This window comes from Anaerolineae bacterium (genome assembly GCA_013178165.1).
Taxonomy (GTDB): Bacteria; Chloroflexota; Anaerolineae; order Aggregatilineales; family Ch27; genus Ch27.
Genome location: JABLXG010000005.1, coordinates 1 through 14815, shown reverse-complemented (window position 1 = coordinate 14815; position 14815 = coordinate 1). Strand labels below are relative to the sequence as shown.

20 protein-coding genes and 2 tRNA genes are annotated in these 14815 nt (G+C 63.8%); 12 read left to right on the top strand and 10 right to left on the bottom strand.

From position 1 onward, the window contains the following. The first annotated feature begins 12 nt into the window (after window positions 1-12). The 12 genes from map (at window position 13) to HPY64_05230 (ending at window position 7470) form a co-directional block, all read left to right on the top strand. Window positions 13-798: a type I methionyl aminopeptidase gene (gene map / locus HPY64_05285; GenBank protein NPV66542.1), complete on the top strand. Its 786-nt coding sequence runs from the start codon at window positions 13-15 to the stop codon at window positions 796-798. 74 nt (window positions 799-872) lie between these two features. Continuing rightward, complete coding sequence (rpmJ, locus tag HPY64_05280; protein ID NPV66541.1) at window positions 873-986, top strand: 50S ribosomal protein L36; 114 nt, start codon at window positions 873-875, stop codon at window positions 984-986. Between the two features lie 17 nt (window positions 987-1003). Next, window positions 1004-1387, top strand: a complete 384-nt coding sequence (gene rpsM / locus HPY64_05275) for a 30S ribosomal protein S13 (GenBank protein NPV66540.1) — start codon at window positions 1004-1006, stop codon at window positions 1385-1387. A 172-nt stretch (window positions 1388-1559) separates the two neighbouring features. Next, window positions 1560-1967, top strand: coding sequence for a 30S ribosomal protein S11 (gene rpsK, locus HPY64_05270; GenBank protein ID NPV66539.1), 408 nt, complete (start codon window positions 1560-1562; stop codon window positions 1965-1967). A gap of 70 nt (window positions 1968-2037) precedes the next feature. Then, window positions 2038-2679: a 30S ribosomal protein S4 gene (gene rpsD / locus HPY64_05265; protein ID NPV66538.1), complete on the top strand. Its 642-nt coding sequence runs from the start codon at window positions 2038-2040 to the stop codon at window positions 2677-2679. 105 nt (window positions 2680-2784) lie between these two features. After that, window positions 2785-3729 carry a DNA-directed RNA polymerase subunit alpha gene (locus HPY64_05260; GenBank protein ID NPV66537.1) on the top strand — a complete coding sequence of 315 codons (945 nt, stop codon included), beginning with the start codon at window positions 2785-2787 and terminating at the stop codon, window positions 3727-3729. A gap of 60 nt (window positions 3730-3789) precedes the next feature. Continuing rightward, window positions 3790-4179, top strand: coding sequence for a 50S ribosomal protein L17 (rplQ, locus tag HPY64_05255; GenBank protein ID NPV66536.1), 390 nt, complete (start codon window positions 3790-3792; stop codon window positions 4177-4179). 23 nt (window positions 4180-4202) lie between these two features. After that, window positions 4203-4958 (top strand): tRNA pseudouridine(38-40) synthase TruA, encoded by a 756-nt coding sequence (truA, locus tag HPY64_05250; GenBank protein NPV66535.1) that lies wholly within the window; start codon window positions 4203-4205, stop codon window positions 4956-4958. Between the two features lie 41 nt (window positions 4959-4999). Further along, entirely contained in the window at window positions 5000-5434 is a 435-nt protein-coding gene (gene rplM, locus HPY64_05245; protein ID NPV66534.1) for a 50S ribosomal protein L13, read from the top strand. A 15-nt stretch (window positions 5435-5449) separates the two neighbouring features. Then, window positions 5450-5848 (top strand): 30S ribosomal protein S9, encoded by a 399-nt coding sequence (gene rpsI, locus HPY64_05240; GenBank protein ID NPV66533.1) that lies wholly within the window; start codon window positions 5450-5452, stop codon window positions 5846-5848. Window positions 5849-6138: 290 nt separating this feature from the next. Next, entirely contained in the window at window positions 6139-6780 is a 642-nt protein-coding gene (locus HPY64_05235; protein NPV66532.1) for a toll/interleukin-1 receptor domain-containing protein, read from the top strand. 51 nt (window positions 6781-6831) lie between these two features. Further along, window positions 6832-7470 (top strand): hypothetical protein, encoded by a 639-nt coding sequence (locus HPY64_05230; protein ID NPV66531.1) that lies wholly within the window; start codon window positions 6832-6834, stop codon window positions 7468-7470. A 9-nt stretch (window positions 7471-7479) separates the two neighbouring features. On the opposite strand, the gene acpS is transcribed toward HPY64_05230, so the two are convergent. From acpS to HPY64_05180, 10 genes are all read right to left on the bottom strand, one after another. Next, window positions 7480-7842, bottom strand: coding sequence for a holo-ACP synthase (gene acpS, locus HPY64_05225; GenBank protein ID NPV66530.1), 363 nt, complete (start codon window positions 7840-7842; stop codon window positions 7480-7482). A 53-nt stretch (window positions 7843-7895) separates the two neighbouring features. Continuing rightward, window positions 7896-8306, bottom strand: coding sequence for a peptide-methionine (R)-S-oxide reductase MsrB (gene msrB, locus HPY64_05220; GenBank protein ID NPV66529.1), 411 nt, complete (start codon window positions 8304-8306; stop codon window positions 7896-7898). Between the two features lie 189 nt (window positions 8307-8495). Then, a complete protein-coding gene (locus HPY64_05215; protein NPV66528.1) occupies window positions 8496-9824 on the bottom strand; it encodes a UDP-glucose/GDP-mannose dehydrogenase family protein in 1329 nt (442 codons plus the stop codon). A 189-nt stretch (window positions 9825-10013) separates the two neighbouring features. Next, window positions 10014-10481: a hypothetical protein gene (locus HPY64_05210; protein NPV66527.1), complete on the bottom strand. Its 468-nt coding sequence runs from the start codon at window positions 10479-10481 to the stop codon at window positions 10014-10016. Window positions 10482-10487: 6 nt separating this feature from the next. Continuing rightward, complete coding sequence (locus HPY64_05205) at window positions 10488-11225, bottom strand: SagB/ThcOx family dehydrogenase (GenBank protein NPV66526.1); 738 nt, start codon at window positions 11223-11225, stop codon at window positions 10488-10490. A 29-nt stretch (window positions 11226-11254) separates the two neighbouring features. Further along, window positions 11255-12586: an NAD(P)/FAD-dependent oxidoreductase gene (locus tag HPY64_05200; protein NPV66525.1), complete on the bottom strand. Its 1332-nt coding sequence runs from the start codon at window positions 12584-12586 to the stop codon at window positions 11255-11257. A gap of 125 nt (window positions 12587-12711) precedes the next feature. After that, a complete protein-coding gene (locus HPY64_05195; protein ID NPV66524.1) occupies window positions 12712-13725 on the bottom strand; it encodes a flippase-like domain-containing protein in 1014 nt (337 codons plus the stop codon). A gap of 251 nt (window positions 13726-13976) precedes the next feature. Next, window positions 13977-14225: a hypothetical protein gene (locus HPY64_05190; protein ID NPV66523.1), complete on the bottom strand. Its 249-nt coding sequence runs from the start codon at window positions 14223-14225 to the stop codon at window positions 13977-13979. 252 nt (window positions 14226-14477) lie between these two features. Beyond that, window positions 14478-14549 (bottom strand) — tRNA-Ala (locus HPY64_05185). Between the two features lie 15 nt (window positions 14550-14564). Beyond that, window positions 14565-14638: transfer RNA gene (locus tag HPY64_05180), tRNA-Ile, on the bottom strand. Between the last annotated feature and the right edge of the window lie 177 nt (window positions 14639-14815).

Sequence of the window (14815 nt, the reverse complement as noted above, 5' to 3'; positions counted from 1 at the left end):
AAAGCAGTAGCTATGGCCATCCACCTGAAGACCCCTGAGGAGCTGGAGATCATGCGCGAAGCCGGGCGTATCAATGCCCGCGCGCATGCTGCCATGCGGGAAGCCATCCGTCCGGGGGTCAGCACGGCGGAACTGGACGCCATCGCCGCCAGAGTGATCACCGAGGCGGGGGGCAAGCCGGCCTTCCTGGGTTACCCGCCGGGCAGCCCACACCCGTACCCGGCCACAATCAACGCCAGCATCAACCACGAACTGGTGCATGGCATCCCGCGGCCAGACCGTATCCTGCAGGAAGGCGATATCATCAGCCTGGACTGCGGTACGATCTACAACGGCTTTGTGGCCGATTCCGCCTGGACCTACGCCGTGGGCGAGGTCAGCCCTGCTGTGCGGCGGTTGCTGGAAGTCACGGAACAGGCGCTGTGGATCGGCATCGAGGCCAGCCAGGCGGGCCGCGATTCCAGCGAAATCTCCAAGGCCATCCAGCGGTATGTGGAAGGGCAGGGCTACAGCGTGGTGCGGGAATACACCGGGCACGGCGTGGGGCGGCAGATGCACGAGGAGCCGCAGATCCCCAACTGGTGGCCGCGTCGGGCGGCGGCTTACGGCTGGCGCAGCGTGATCCTCAAGCCGGGGATGACCTTCGCGCTGGAGCCGATGGTCAACGCGGGGCGCCCGGAAACCCGCGTCCTGGACGACCACTGGACGGTGGTCACCCGCGATGGCTCGTTGTGTGCGCACTTCGAGCATACGATAGCAGTGACAGAAAACGGACCGATTGTCCTGACAGCCCCCTAGACTCGGCCTTCATTTTCTGCTAGAATGAAGCTTCGCGTCTGCTGGAAGGACCATGTTTGTCACAGGGAATTGCCATGAAAGTCACAACGTCGGTAAAGCGGCGCTGTCCCAAATGCAAGATCATCAAGCGCCATGGCAGAGTCATGGTGATTTGCCAGAATCCCAAGCATAAGCAGCGTCAGGGTTAAACCGAAGGAAACGTCGCATGCGTGTTCAAGGTGTAGATTTGCCCCGCGACAAGCGGATCATCATCAGTCTGCAGTACCTGTACGGCATTGGCCCGACGCGAGCGAAGCAGATCATCGAAGCGACGGGCGTCAACCCGGACACCCGGACCAAAGACCTGACCGAAGCCGAAGCCTCCGCGCTGCGCCAGGAGCTGAGCAAGTATCAGATCGAAGCGGACCTGCGCCGCGAAGTGCAGATGAACATCAAGCGTCTGCAGGAAATCGGTTGCTACCGGGGCACGCGGCATCGCCTGCATCTGCCCGTCCGCGGCCAGCGGACCCGCACCAACTCCCGGACGCGCAAAGGCCCCAAGAAGACGGTGGCCGGGCGCGGGCGTCGGCGCGGCATGAAGAAGAAGTAATCACTAACGGGATCACCCATCCCGTCCTGCGGCTGTCGCCGGTCAGCGTCATGCCAGGGCGTGCGCGGCACGTCCTGGCGGCCTGAAGTGAGGGCGTGCCAGCGGGCCGGGGAGGGTGTGTCCGGTTTGTAGCCTAACGACCTGTAAACCAGTCAAGGCAGGATGGGAAACTATGGGACGTACCAGAAAGGCGGCGGCTCCGCGCCGCGGGGCACAGCGTAAGGTCAAAAAGAATATCCCTTACGGCCAGGCCCATATCCATGCCACCTTCAACAACACCATCGTGAGCCTGACCGATCAGCAGGGCAACGTGATCTCGTGGGCCAGCGCCGGTACCTCCGGCTTCAAAGGTTCCCGCAAGAGCACGCCCTACGCGGCGCGTCTGGCGGCGCAGCAGGCCAGCGCCACCGCCCAGGAGCACGGGATGCAGGAGGTGGATATTGTAGTCAAAGGCCCCGGCCCCGGTCGTGAAGCGGCCATCCGCGCGATCCAGGCCAGCGGCCTCAAGGTTCGCTCGATCACGGATGTGACCCCGGTCGCGCACAACGGGTGCCGGCCGCCCAAGAAGCGCCGCGTCTAGTACGCGGACATGGCGCGGACGCGCCAACAATACAACTGAACCGTCTTTACGCGGAGGATGACGAACAGCTATGGCACACTTTGGTGGCCCCGTTTGTAAACTCTGCCGTCGAGAAGGGGAAAAGCTTTTCCTGAAAGGCTCCCGCTGCCTTTCACCGAAATGCTCCTTCGAACGGCGTGCTTATCCCCCCGGCCAGCATGGCCGTGATGCTCAGTTCCGGCGCGGACGCGCTTCGGACTATCATCGCCAGTTGCGCGAAAAGCAGAAGGCCCGTCGGATTTACGGCGTGCTGGAGCGCCAGTTCCGCCGTTACTTCCGGGAAGCGCAGCGTCGCCCCGGCCTGACCGGCTCCAACCTGCTTTCCATCCTGGAATCGCGCCTGGATAACGTGGTTTACCGCCTCGGCTTCGCTGAATCGCGCGCCCATGCCCGCCAGCTGGTTGGTCACGGGCACTTCACCGTCAATGGCCGGCGGACGAATATCCCGTCCCTGATTGTTGGCCCCAACGACGTGGTGGCTGTGCGCGAGGGCAGCCGCAAGCGGCAGTATTTCCGTGACCTGCGCAGCGCCCTGGAAAACCGCCCGCCCGTCCCGGAGTGGCTGGCCCTCAACACGACCGAGTTGAGTGGTTCCGTTTTGCGCCGTCCGGAACGCAGCGACATCGATCTGACAATCAACGACCAGTTGATTGTGGAGTACTACTCGCGCTAAACGCAACCGGCGGTGGGGGGCGACCGTCCCCCGCCCCGCCCTATACCCGGAACCTCAGCGTGAGCAGAGGAGGGGGTTTCTTTGACGAGCAATATCACTGGCAGCATGGTGCTGCCGAAGATCGAAGCTGACGCCAATACCCAGAAGTATGGGCGGTTCATCATCAGCCCGCTGGAGAGTGGGTATGGCATCACCGTGGGGAACGCCCTGCGGCGGGTGCTGCTGGCCTCGCTGCCCGGCGCGGCCATCACGTCCGTGCGCGTGACCGATGTCGCCCATGAGTTTTCCGCTGTGCCCGGCCTGCGGGAGGATATGACCCAGATCATCCTCCATCTCAAGCAGGTCCGGCTGAAGATGTACGACGTCGATACCGCCCACCTGACCCTGGAAGTGCGCGGCTCTGGCGTGGTCACGGCGGCGGATATCGTCTGCCCGCCGGAGGTTGAGATCATCAACCCCGACCTGTACCTGTTCACCGCCGACGGCGAGGATACCAACCTCGACTTCGAGTTCACCGCCAGCACCGGGCGCGGCTACAGCCCCGTGGAAAACCGCGAGCGCCTGGCCATCGGCGAACTGCCGGTTGATGCTATCTTCAGCCCGATCCGGCGCGTGAACTACGAGGTCGAGCAGGCCCGCGTTGGCCAGCACACCAACTACGACCGGCTCATCCTGGAAATCTGGACGGATGGCACCATCCGCCCGGACGAGGCCATGAGCGAGGCCGCCAAGATTCTGATCAACCAGCTGCGGGCCATCGCCGGCGTCAGCGCGGAAACCTTCCTGGAGATGGAGCCGGTTGAGGAGCCGGAGGAAAGCGTCCGGCACGAAACGTACGACCTGCCGATCGAGACCCTGGACCTCAGCGTGCGCGTCTTTAATTCGCTCAAGCGTACCGGCATCACCACCGTCGGTGAGGTGCTGGAGATGCTGGAGCGCGGCCAGGACGCTATGCTGGCCATCCGCAACTTTGGCGAAAAATCGCTTTCCGAACTGAAGCAGAAGCTCAAGGAAAAGGGCTACCCGGTCGACGAGACCGAGGAAGCCTAGCCTCCCTGAGCTGTGTGCTGACGACCGGGACGCCCTAGCCGACAAGAGTAGAGTGACACTATGCGACACCGTATTGCAGGCAAGAAGCTGAACCGCAACAAGGATCAACGCAAGTCCCTGCGGCGGAACCTGATGAACGAGCTGATCCGCCACGAGCGGATCCAGACCACCCGTGCCAAGGCGGAAGCCATCCAGGGTGAGGCGGAGAAGTTGATCACCCTGGCCAAGCGTGGGTTGGCTCATGAACAGCCGGAGCGCGGGGTGCATGCCCGGCGTATCGCCCTGGCCCGCCTGAACAACCGCGACTCCGTGCAGAAGCTGTTTGACGTGCTGGCGCCCCGCTACGAGAACCGCCCCGGCGGGTACACGCGGACGCTCAAGGTGGGGCTCCGCAATGGCGACCGCGCCGAGATGGTGCTGATCGAGCTGGTGGATCGGCCAGAAGAGTAAGCCGGTCGCCGGGGCTGAGTGCGATGCCGCGCTTCCGGGCAACCCTGGCCTACGATGGCAGCGCCTACCGTGGCTTTCAACGCCAGGCTGGCGCGACGCCCACCATCCAGGCCGCCCTGGAAGAGGCGCTGCAACGCCTCAACGGAAGGCCGGTCACGGTTATCGGCGCTGGCCGAACCGACGCCGGGGTCCACGCCAGCGGGCAGGTGATCGCCTTCGATGTGGACTGGCGGCATGAGCCTGACGCCCTCCTCCGGGCGCTCAACGCTCAATTACCAACTGATATCGCGCTGCAGACGATCGCCGTCGCTCCGCCGGGGTTTCATCCCCGCTTCAGCGCCAGGCGGCGGACGTACGTCTACCGCTTCTACCGGCGGCGGATCCGCCAGCCGCTGTGGGATCGTTACGCCTGGCAGATCGTCGTCCCGCTGGATGGCGCGGCCATGCAGGCTGCGGCGGCCATGCTGATCGGCGAGCATGACTTCGCCACCTTCGGCCAGCCGCCCGGCGAGGATGATCCCGACGTGGTGGGCCATACCCGCCGCCAGGTGATGCGGTCTGAGCTGGACTGGGCCGATGGCGCGCTGAGCAGCTACACCATCACCGCCAATGCTTTCTTGCAGCGGATGGTGCGCAGTATCGTCGGCACGCTGGTCGAAGTCGGGCGCGGCGCGATGTCCCTGGAGGCGTTTGCCGCGGCGCTGGCGGCAGCCGACCGTAGCCGGGCAGGGCCAACCGCCCCGCCGCATGGCTTGACTCTGGTCAGTGTGGAGTATTGATGCGGGCTGTGAGACGCCCCGCAATGAAGTGGAGTGGCAACATGCGTATCAACACCTATGTCACCAAACCCGCCGAGATTCAACGCGACTGGTGGGTGGTGGACGCCAAAGGTCTCACGCTTGGGCGTCTCGCCTCGCAGATCGCGGTGATCTTGAAGGGCAAGCACAAGCCCCAGTACGCCCCTAATGTGGATGCCGGGGACTATGTGATTGTCATCAATGCCGACCGTATTCATGTTACCGGCAAGAAGCTGACCGACAAGATGTACTATCGTCATTCGATGTACCCCGGCGGCTTCAAGGAAACAACGCTGCGGGTCATGCTCCAGAAGCACCCGGAGCGCGTCATCCAGCTGGCCGTGCGGGGCATGCTGCCCAAGAACGCGCTCGGTCGGCAGATGCTCAGCAAGCTCAAGGTTTACGCGGGCGAGACACACCCGCACCAGGCGCAGCAGCCCAAGAAGCTGGAACTGTAAGGCTGAGGACAGACTATGTCAACACAGTATTATGAAGGCGTTGGCCGTCGCAAGAGAGCGACCGCACGGGTGCGCATTTATCCGGGTGGCAGTGGCAACATCCTGATTAACGACAAGGCGGCGGAAGAGTTCCTGACCCGCGAGAACGATGTCAATCGCGTGCTGGAGCCGCTGCGGGCGACCGGCATGGAAAAGGCCCTCAACGTCACCGTGCATGTGCGCGGCGGCGGCATCACCGGCCAGGCGGACGCCATCTGCCTGGGTATGGCCCGCGCGCTGATCAAGCTTAACCCGGAACTGCGCAGTGTCCTGCGCGCCGAAGGCGACCTGCTGACTCGCGATCCGCGCATCAAGGAACGCAAGAAGCCCGGTCTCAAGCGCGCTCGCAAGGCCCCGACCTACACCAAGCGTTAGTCGCTCAGTCGCTTGCCGCAGGCCGGCAGGACAGACGCAGGGGTGGGGCAGGCAGGGTCAGGGTGAATGGACTGCCAGGGGAGACTTAACCCCCTTGGCTGAGTGCCCTGCCTGAGTGCCTGAGCAGGTTTGCGGGCCGGTGGCAGCCGGGCTGCCCGCTGGATCGGCCCGGCTGGGCTGATGATTTCCCTGGTTTCATCTCCACGCAGACGGGGCGGCGGATTCGTTGCCCCTCTGCGTGGTGATTCTTCAGGTCGCTGGTCCGTCCGCCCGCAAGGAGGAGGCTGCCGATGCCCGACTTTGCCGACGAATACGACGACCCGGAACCCATTGAAGCCTATTGCGTCCGCTGCCGGGATACGGTCGAGATGGAAGACCCCCGGCCTGTCTGGACGCGCCGGGGTGCTCCTGGCACGCGCGGGGTTTGCCCGGTGTGCGGTACGACCATCTTCCGCATGGGGCGCACTGACGCTCACGCCAGCCTCCGGCAGCCAGCTCCTGTCCGCGCTGCTGTCGCGGATGGCCCTGCCGCGCGGCAGAGCCGCCCCGTCCGCGCTGTGGCGACCACCTACATCGCCCATGCTGACGTTGACGCCCCGCTGGCCCATCGGCTCTCCAGTGACCTCAACAACCTGGGTGTGGCCACCTGGCTGCCCCGCGCCACCAACGGCGATATTGCCTGGGCCAGCGGCGTACATCCCGCGCTGGAGGATTGCACGCAGTTGCTGGTGATCCTGTCGGCGGCGACGCTTAACTCTGTCCCTGCCCGCCAGGCCTGGGAATACTTCCGCCAGCATAAAAAGCGCATCATCGTTGCACAGGTCGGGAACATCCCCGTACCGGACGCCCTGCGCCGCGCCCCGCGCATCGACTTCAGTGGCGAATACCGGCCCGCCCTGCGCCAGCTTGTCCAGGCGCTGGGGGAAGTCTGAAGCAAACCGCGCCAGGCGGCGTGACTGAGAGATTAACCGGATAAGGCGCTTATGGATTCCCTGCTTCTGTTTACCGGCCCGATTATGGTCAGCACAGCGGCTGGCGCGTGGGTGGCGCTGGGACGGCTGTACGCGGCCCGGCTGGGAGGCATCCGCCTGGCGGGTTGGATTCCCTGGGCGATTCTGGCCCTCAGCCTGACGATCAGTCTGGTTCTGGCCGGGGCACAGCTGATCAGCGCGGCGCTGGCGGTTGGCGTGACCAGCACCCTGGCCATCGAACGGGGCGCAGCGGCGATCATCGCCCTGTTGATCAGCCCGGTCTGGCTGATCAGTACCGCCCTGGCTGTGCTGGGCATCACGTTGCATTACGCCCTGGATCCGCTGCTGGGCAGGTTGGGGCTGGCCCCGGTTATCAGCGAAGGGCTGGCGCGCGGTCTGCGTGCCGCCTGGGCGGTCATCGGCCTGCTGGCGCTGTTGTTCGGCCTGCAAAGCGCCTACGAAGGGGCGATTCTGCTGTACCGCAACACCATCGATGCTGTACTTGCTGCCGCCGGGCCGGGCCGCCTGATCGCCAATACTGTGACCATACTGGTGGGATTACTGGGGATGAGCCTGCCGCCGCTGGTGGAACGCGACCGCCGCCGGGCAGGGCGCTCAGCCCCGCCTGCTGACGGCAGTCACCCGGCCTGAAGACCACGATCAGCCCAGCATGACCACTACCGCGCCGGCGGTGTCCCCTTCATGGGTCAGGCTGACTTCCCAGCCATTCAGGCCCAGCGCCTCTGCCAGGGTCGCCGCCTGGCCGTGCAGGCGCAACAGCGGCCGCTGGCGCTCGTCGCGCGTAATCTCCAGGTCGATCCAGCGCACATCCCCGATCCCGCAGCCCAGCGCCTTGGCTGCCGCTTCTTTGGCGGCGATGCGCGCCGCCAGCCGGCGCAGGTCACCCTCGCAGATGGCCAGTTCCTCTGGCGTGAAAAAACGCTGGTCGAAGCGCTCGCCGAAACGGGCGCGGGCGCGGGCTACGCGCGCGATAGAGATGAGATCCAGCCCAACCCGCAGCATTGTCCCCCCTGGGTAGCGATGGGGGCGAGACTGCGCCCCGCCCCCGGCGAAGGTTAGCTCTGGTCGCCGTCCGGCTTGAGCCGCAGCGATGCCGAATTGATGCAGTAGCGCAGACCGGTGGTTTCCTGCGGGCCGTCGTCAAAGAGATGGCCCAGGTGCCCGCCGCAGCGGCTGCATGTCACCTCGGTGCGGCGCATCCCGTAGCTGGTATCGAGATGCAGCTCAACGTTGCCCTGGTCAATCACATCCCAGAAGCTCGGCCAGCCGGACCCGGAATCATACTTAGTTTCAGAACGGAATAGCGGCTGGCCGCACCCGGCGCAGACATACGTCCCATCCGCTTTGGCGTGCACGTATTCGCCGCTGAAAGGGCGCTCTGTGCCCTTCTGGCGCAGGATGCGGTACTGTTCCGGGGTCAACTCAGCCCGCCATTGATCTTCGGATTTGGTGATTCTGGCTGCCATGGTGTCCTCCACGTAGAAATCCTGCCGATATGTCCAGTACGATACAAGCGATCCTGAACCCGATTATACCCGGGAGTGGGGGAAGCCCGGCGCGATTCTCATGCGATACCAAGGTCCGGAATCCGGATGAAAAAGCGCGCCCTCCAAAGCTGAGGGGCGCGCCTGTAGGCCGGTATCCAGGGCGGCGGATCAGCCGCCGTTGGTGACGCCTTCGCCGTTGTAGCCGCGCCCGATGGCCCGGTAGTTGAAGCCGTACTGGCGCATGGTAGCCGGATCGTAAATATTGCGGCCATCCACCAGATTCGGCGCGGCCATCAGGTGGCGTACCCGCTCCATGTCCAGTTGCTTGAACTCGTTCCACTCAGTGACGACGATCACCGCGTCGCATCCCTCCACGAGTTCATAGGCGTTGCCTTTCAACTCGATCCAGGGGTGGGTGCGGGCCACGTTCTCCATCGAGACCGGGTCATAGCCGCGCACGGTAGCGCCCTCGTTCCGCAGCATCTCGGCAATGGTCAGGGAAGGCGCCTCGCGCATATCGTCGGTGCCGGGCTTGAAGGCCAGCCCCAGCAGGCCGATCGTCTTGCCCTGGACGCTGCCGCCGAGCAGTTCGCGCACCTTGATCACCGCGGCCTTGCGCTGGAAGTCATTGATCTGGATCACCGCGTCCAGCAGTTGCGGGTGCTTGCCGCGCACCTGAGCCATGTGCTTGAGCGCCTTGACATCCTTGGGGAAGCAGGAGCCGCCATAGCCCAGCCCGGCGTTCAGGAACTGGCTGCCGATGCGCTTGTCAAAGCCCATACCGCGGGCAACTTCGGTCACGTCCGCGCCCAGACTTTCGCAGATGTTGGCGATCTCGTTGATGAAGCTGATCTTGGTCGCCAGGAAGGCGTTGGAAGCGTACTTGATCATCTCTGCCGTGCGCAGATCGGTGACCACGATCGGGGCGCGCAGCGGCAGGTGTAATTGCGCCACCGCGTCCGCCGCCGAGCGATCCTCGGAGCCAAGTACGGTGCGGTCCGGATTCATGAAGTCGTTAATAGCGGAGCCTTCCCGCAGGAATTCGGGGCAGCTCACCACAGCGAATTGGATCGGACGCGGCTGGGTTTCCCGGATGATGTCGGCCACCCAGTCGCCCGTGCCAACCGGCACGGTGCTCTTGTTGATGACGATCAGCGGATGATCCATGGTGCGGGCGATCGATTCGGCGGCCATACGCACGTACTGCAGGTCGGCCTCGCCATCGACGCCTTCCGGCGTCCCCACACAGATAAAGACGAACTCTGCTTCTCTGAGCGCCTCGTCATAGGCCGTCGTGAAGGACAGGCGGTCCGCGCGGACGTTACGCGCCACCATCTCCTGCAGGCCCGGCTCGTAAATGGGCATGATGCCCTGCTTAAGACGGGCGATCTTCTCCTCGTTGATGTCCAGGGCAACCACGCGGTTGCCCAGATCGGCAAAGGCTGCCGCTGTGACCAGGCCGACATACCCTACTCCGATAACCGCGATATTCTTCATGGGCTTGCTTTCCTTCTGTTTTCGTTGTGCAACAGCCTCAAGCGCCGGAATCCGGCGCGCTTACGTCACCGGCCAGCAGGGTTACACCGCTGGCTTTCTTCCCATCTGGCCGGGGCAGGCCGTGACCCTGCCCCGGCGCCGCTGATCAGTACACCCGTACCCCGCCGAATCCTCACTGACTGGCGCTGCTCACTGCAGGATGGTGGAGCGATCGGAGAGCAGCATCACCCGCATGAACCATCCTCTGGAGGAATCTTCGGTCATCTCGCGCCACTGGCGATGGTATTCCTCACGGCTGGTATAACCCAGTTCGGCCAGTTCCTGCTCAGTCAGCCGATCGCAATCGACCATTCGAATCTCAGTGACCTGCACCCGGCAGACGATGTCATCGCTTTCCAGCGGGCAGACAGCCAGCACGTCACCGAGGCGGGTCGTATATTCTCCCAGATGGCTGACCTCGTTGACCACCCTGCCGTGCTTCCACAGCCGCCACTGGTGCAGGGCGTGCCACTGTTCATCGACGCGGAAGAAATCCGCCCACGTGGCGATGGTCAGCATCGCCGTCTTGGAACGGGCGTCGAGCATCCGCTCCGGTTGCGCCACTTCGATCACCTTGATCGGGTCAGGCTCTTCCATCCAGCGTTCCCAGTGTTCCATTCTGTCTCAGGTATCCTCCCGCCGGCCCACTGACGCCAGGTAGATGACAAATTCGGTTTCGCCATCCAGGCCCAGCAGGTTGTTGAGGCGCTCGTCGTCAAAGGCGGCCATCGCGCACACGCCGCAGCCGATCGACTCCGCCGCCAGGTAGAGGTTCTGGCAGACATGCCCGGCATCCAGGTGCAGGTAGCGGTAACCGCGCTCGCCATAACGCCACTGCATCCGGTAGACATCCGCCACCCAGATGAAGGTGACTGCGCTATCGACAACCTGTTGCTGATCCAGGCAGGCGGCCATGACCTGCGCGGCGATATCCGCCGGGGCGCCAAGGACAATCAGATCGTGGGCCAGGGCGCCGTAACGGTACAGGCCCGCCGCCAGTCCTTCGACACGGTTGGCCAGCACGATTGTCTCAAAGGCATGACGTGCGCCTGCAGAAGGTACGGTGCGCCGCGTGTTGGTCGGGGTGACCTTCTTGACGCCCTGTGTGCACCACAGCAGGTAGGCCAGTTCGGCCAGACTTAGCGGTGTCGGCGCGTAGCGGCGCAGGGTCTGGCGGCGCGTCACCAGGTCCAGGAAGGATAGCGGCGCAGGCGCAGCAGCCGCTGCTTCCGGCAGGGGCAGCCGTGTCGCACCCAGCGGGACGGGCTTTTCCAGCGGTGGTTGGGGCACGCCCTGTGACTGGTCGGATGGCCCCATCTGCGCGTAGCGGGTCTTCAGCATAAACTCGCGTCCAATGCTCATCTGCCTGTCTCCCCCCCCATCGCAAACGCTTATTCAGCCAGCAGGCGGGCGGCGCGCCGCCCGATCTCCACAGCGTAATTGGTGCCGCGATCCCAGGGATACACCTGGCTCATACTCGCCCAGTATAGCCCGTCCAGCGGTGTTCTGATCGGCGGAATGTGACGCGAATGGTTGACAAACGGCACAGGCTGGGCGTATGGCGCACGGAACACCCAGCGTCGCCGGATCCAGGCCGGCCGGAAAGCCGGGTTGACCTTTGTCAGCGCCGGGATGAAACGTTCCGCCAGCGCGTCCTCGTCCAGGCGGAAGTATTCGTGATCAGCGGGGACGTAATCGCCCAGATACACAATGTGATCGCCGCCGAAGTGTTCCGGTGGGACATAGTTGGTGTGCTCCACCAGCGCCAGGAAAGGAAAGGGGTTGGCCTCTTTGTCCGGGCTATTGGCAGGCAGGTTGAGCCAGTATGTGCCATCGGTCATCAGCTGGCGATCCAGCGCCAGAATGACCACCACTGCCCCCAGGCTGCGCAGGGCGCGCACCTGCGCAGCGTATGCTTCCGGCAGATCGGGCGCCAGGCGCAGCAACAGACCCGGCCCGGCGGTGACCAGAACGCGGTCATAGCGCGCCGCCGAACCGTTCACAGAGACATCCAGCCCGCCCTCAGGCGCGGGCCGGATCGTTTCGACCGGTGTGCTGAGCCGGATCTCCGCACCGGCGCCCTGCACCGCCGCTGCCAGGTCTTCCAGCATGGCCTGGAAGCCGCCCCGGTACGTACCCAGCCGCGCCGTACGCTTGTAGAGTCGCGCCCACATCCAGGCCATATTGACCCGGTCATAGAGCGCGCCGAACTTGCCGATCAGCAGCGGGCGCCACATGACCTCGTAGGCCCGGCGACCCACCCAGCGGCGCAGCCAGGCGTCGGCAGTGTAACGCTCCAGCGCCACCCCGCCAGCATATTTGGTCAGCAGAAAGCCCACCACGCCAAAGCGCAGCCTGTCCAGCAGCGACAGCCCCGGCATGGCCAGCACATTGATCACCCGCGAAAGCAGGGCGCTCCCCAGGCGGGGCTTATCCGCCGGGAAGATGCCGTTCTCCGTCCAGATGCTGGTTGTCGGCCAGGGGAAGAGCACTTTGTCCGCCTGACCGATCTCGGCGATCAGAGTCAGGATATCGGTATCGGTCTCAAACCAGTGATGGTAGAACTTTTCCAGCGACCACTCCCAGGCCGGGTCCCGGAACCCCGCGGCCAGCCCGCCGACTTCCGCGCCGCCTTCGTAGACGGTGACGCGGTGCCCGGCGCGGGCCAGGTCCCAGGCGGCAGCCAGCCCGGCTGCCCCCGCCCCGATGATCGCCACCTGCAATTTTGCGCTCATGCGCCTCCGTTCCCCGCCAGCGATCGGTTAGCCACACCGCTGACTCTTTTTGATCGTACAACGTTCGACACAACCATAGGGTAAAAACGTGCTAAATTCCGGCCAGCCGCGCCTCAGGGAATGTCATGGCGGGCGGCGGCCACAGCCTGCCGGGCGCGGGCGAAGTCTCGCCAGCCCAGCCCCAGATGCAGCAGGGTGACCACGCCGGCGACCGTCACCGGCAGCCAGATGACCGCGTGCATGACCACCGCATACGCTGCCGCGCTGGCCTGCTCCACACCGAAGGCCACCAGTACCAGGGCGACAATTCCGTGAAATGTGCCGATGTAACCGGGTGTAGTCGGCAGGATGGTTGCCAGGTTACCCAGCCCGACCATCAGCAACACGACGAAAAAGCTGGCCCGGAAGGGGAAGGCATGCAGGACAATCCAGTATGTGCTGGCCTCCACCATCCAGCTTAGCAGCGAGGCCAGAAAGGTCAGGATGAGATCACGCGGGCTGCGCAACGCCTCCAAACCGGACAACAGGTTATCAGCCAGGGCCAGCATCGGCTCAGCCAGTCGCGCAGGAAACAGGCGGTCGATCAGCACTACCACCAGACGACGGGTCAGCGCCGGGCGCAAGGCCAGCGCAAAGAAGGCCAGCAGCGCCACCACAAATGCCGCCGTCAGGATCATAACGCCGGAGCGGATGCCGGGGGCATCAAACTCCACAAACAGCAGCGCGGCGAAGACAAAAGCCAGCATCGTGATCCCATCAAAAACGCGTTCGACCAGGATCGTGGTCAGGGTCGCCGGGATGTTGGCCCCGGTCTGGCGGTTGAGCAGGTAGGCGCGGATCACCTCGCCGATGCGAAAGGGGTAGATGTTGTTACCGGTATAGCCGACGATCACCAGCGGGAACAGGCGGTGCGGGTGGACATCGCGCACCGGGCGCAACAGGTAGTACCAGCGCCAGGTGATAATATAAGCTGCCAGGAAGTAGACGGCGGTCGCCGGCAGGAGCCAGCCTACTTCAATCGTGCGGATCGCTTCCCATAGCCGGAGGGGGTCCAGGCCGCGAAAGCCCAGATACAGAAAGAACCCGCTAAAGACCAGCCCCAGTACCACTAGTAACCAGCGTCGCATCTCCTGCCGCCATTCCTGTGGCCGTTGCCCGCTCCAGCGCGGGAGCAAGGGGGTATTTTACCCGACGGCCGGCCTGCGGACAATCTCATTTCGTTTGCACCTGCATTACACGCCCAGTTGCGTACTTCCTCAGCGGGGGGGCAGGCGTGGCCCGGGGGCCAGTCCAGCAAAGCGCGACGCTCATCCAGTGATGAGCGTCGCCGAAGCGGGTGGTATCCAGTTGTGGGGTAGGGGCGTGATCTGGACGCCCGCTACGCCTGCTCCTCAGACTCGCTGCCGAGCATGCCTTCCAGGACCTTTTCCAGGGCCATGGTATGGCTGCAGACGCCGCGGGTCTGGAAGAAGTTACAGGTGCAGGACCAGGTTCCGTGTTCGTGCTTGACAGTGTGATCGCTGTTATCGCCTTTGAAGGCGACTTCAAAGGACAGGAACCGTATCCGATCGCGCTGTTCGGCGTAGCGCTTGGCCTTCTCAATCTTGCCGATCATCCCATAGTCCACCAGATCGCTCCTTTCCTGGCTGCGGCGAGTTGGCCGCAGGCGTTCACAACGGCAGAAAAACAAAAGCACGCTGGCGCCAAGCCACCGTGCCTCATCTCTGAAAGCGGATCAGTTGTCTCAGGACGACGCGCATACTCCCAGCCTGCTTCCTGTACACCCATTTGTCGTAGTATACGGGTCTCCCGGTGGTCTGTCAAACGACGACATCCCTACGCCGGGCCGGTTGCAGCCTACAGGCGGGAAAACAAAACATGGAGATGAGGGGATTCGAACCCCTGACATCCTGCTTGCAAAGCAGGCGCTCTCCCACTGAGCTACATCCCCGGGAACAAAAACAGGTGGGGCAGACAAGACTCGAACTTGTGACCTCTCGCTTATCAGGCGAGTGCTCTAACCAGCTGAGCTACTGCCCCGCACCGTTGCGTTGATATGTTAGCGTAGCGATGTGCCGGTGTCAAGGGTCCGTATTCTTTCACGCAAAATGTTACCGAGGGGGTATGGTTCACTCAAAAGATAATGTTACCGAGGGAACCATGTCCAGCGACGAACAGATGACCATTGATGAACGACGCAAGTACCTGCGAACGATG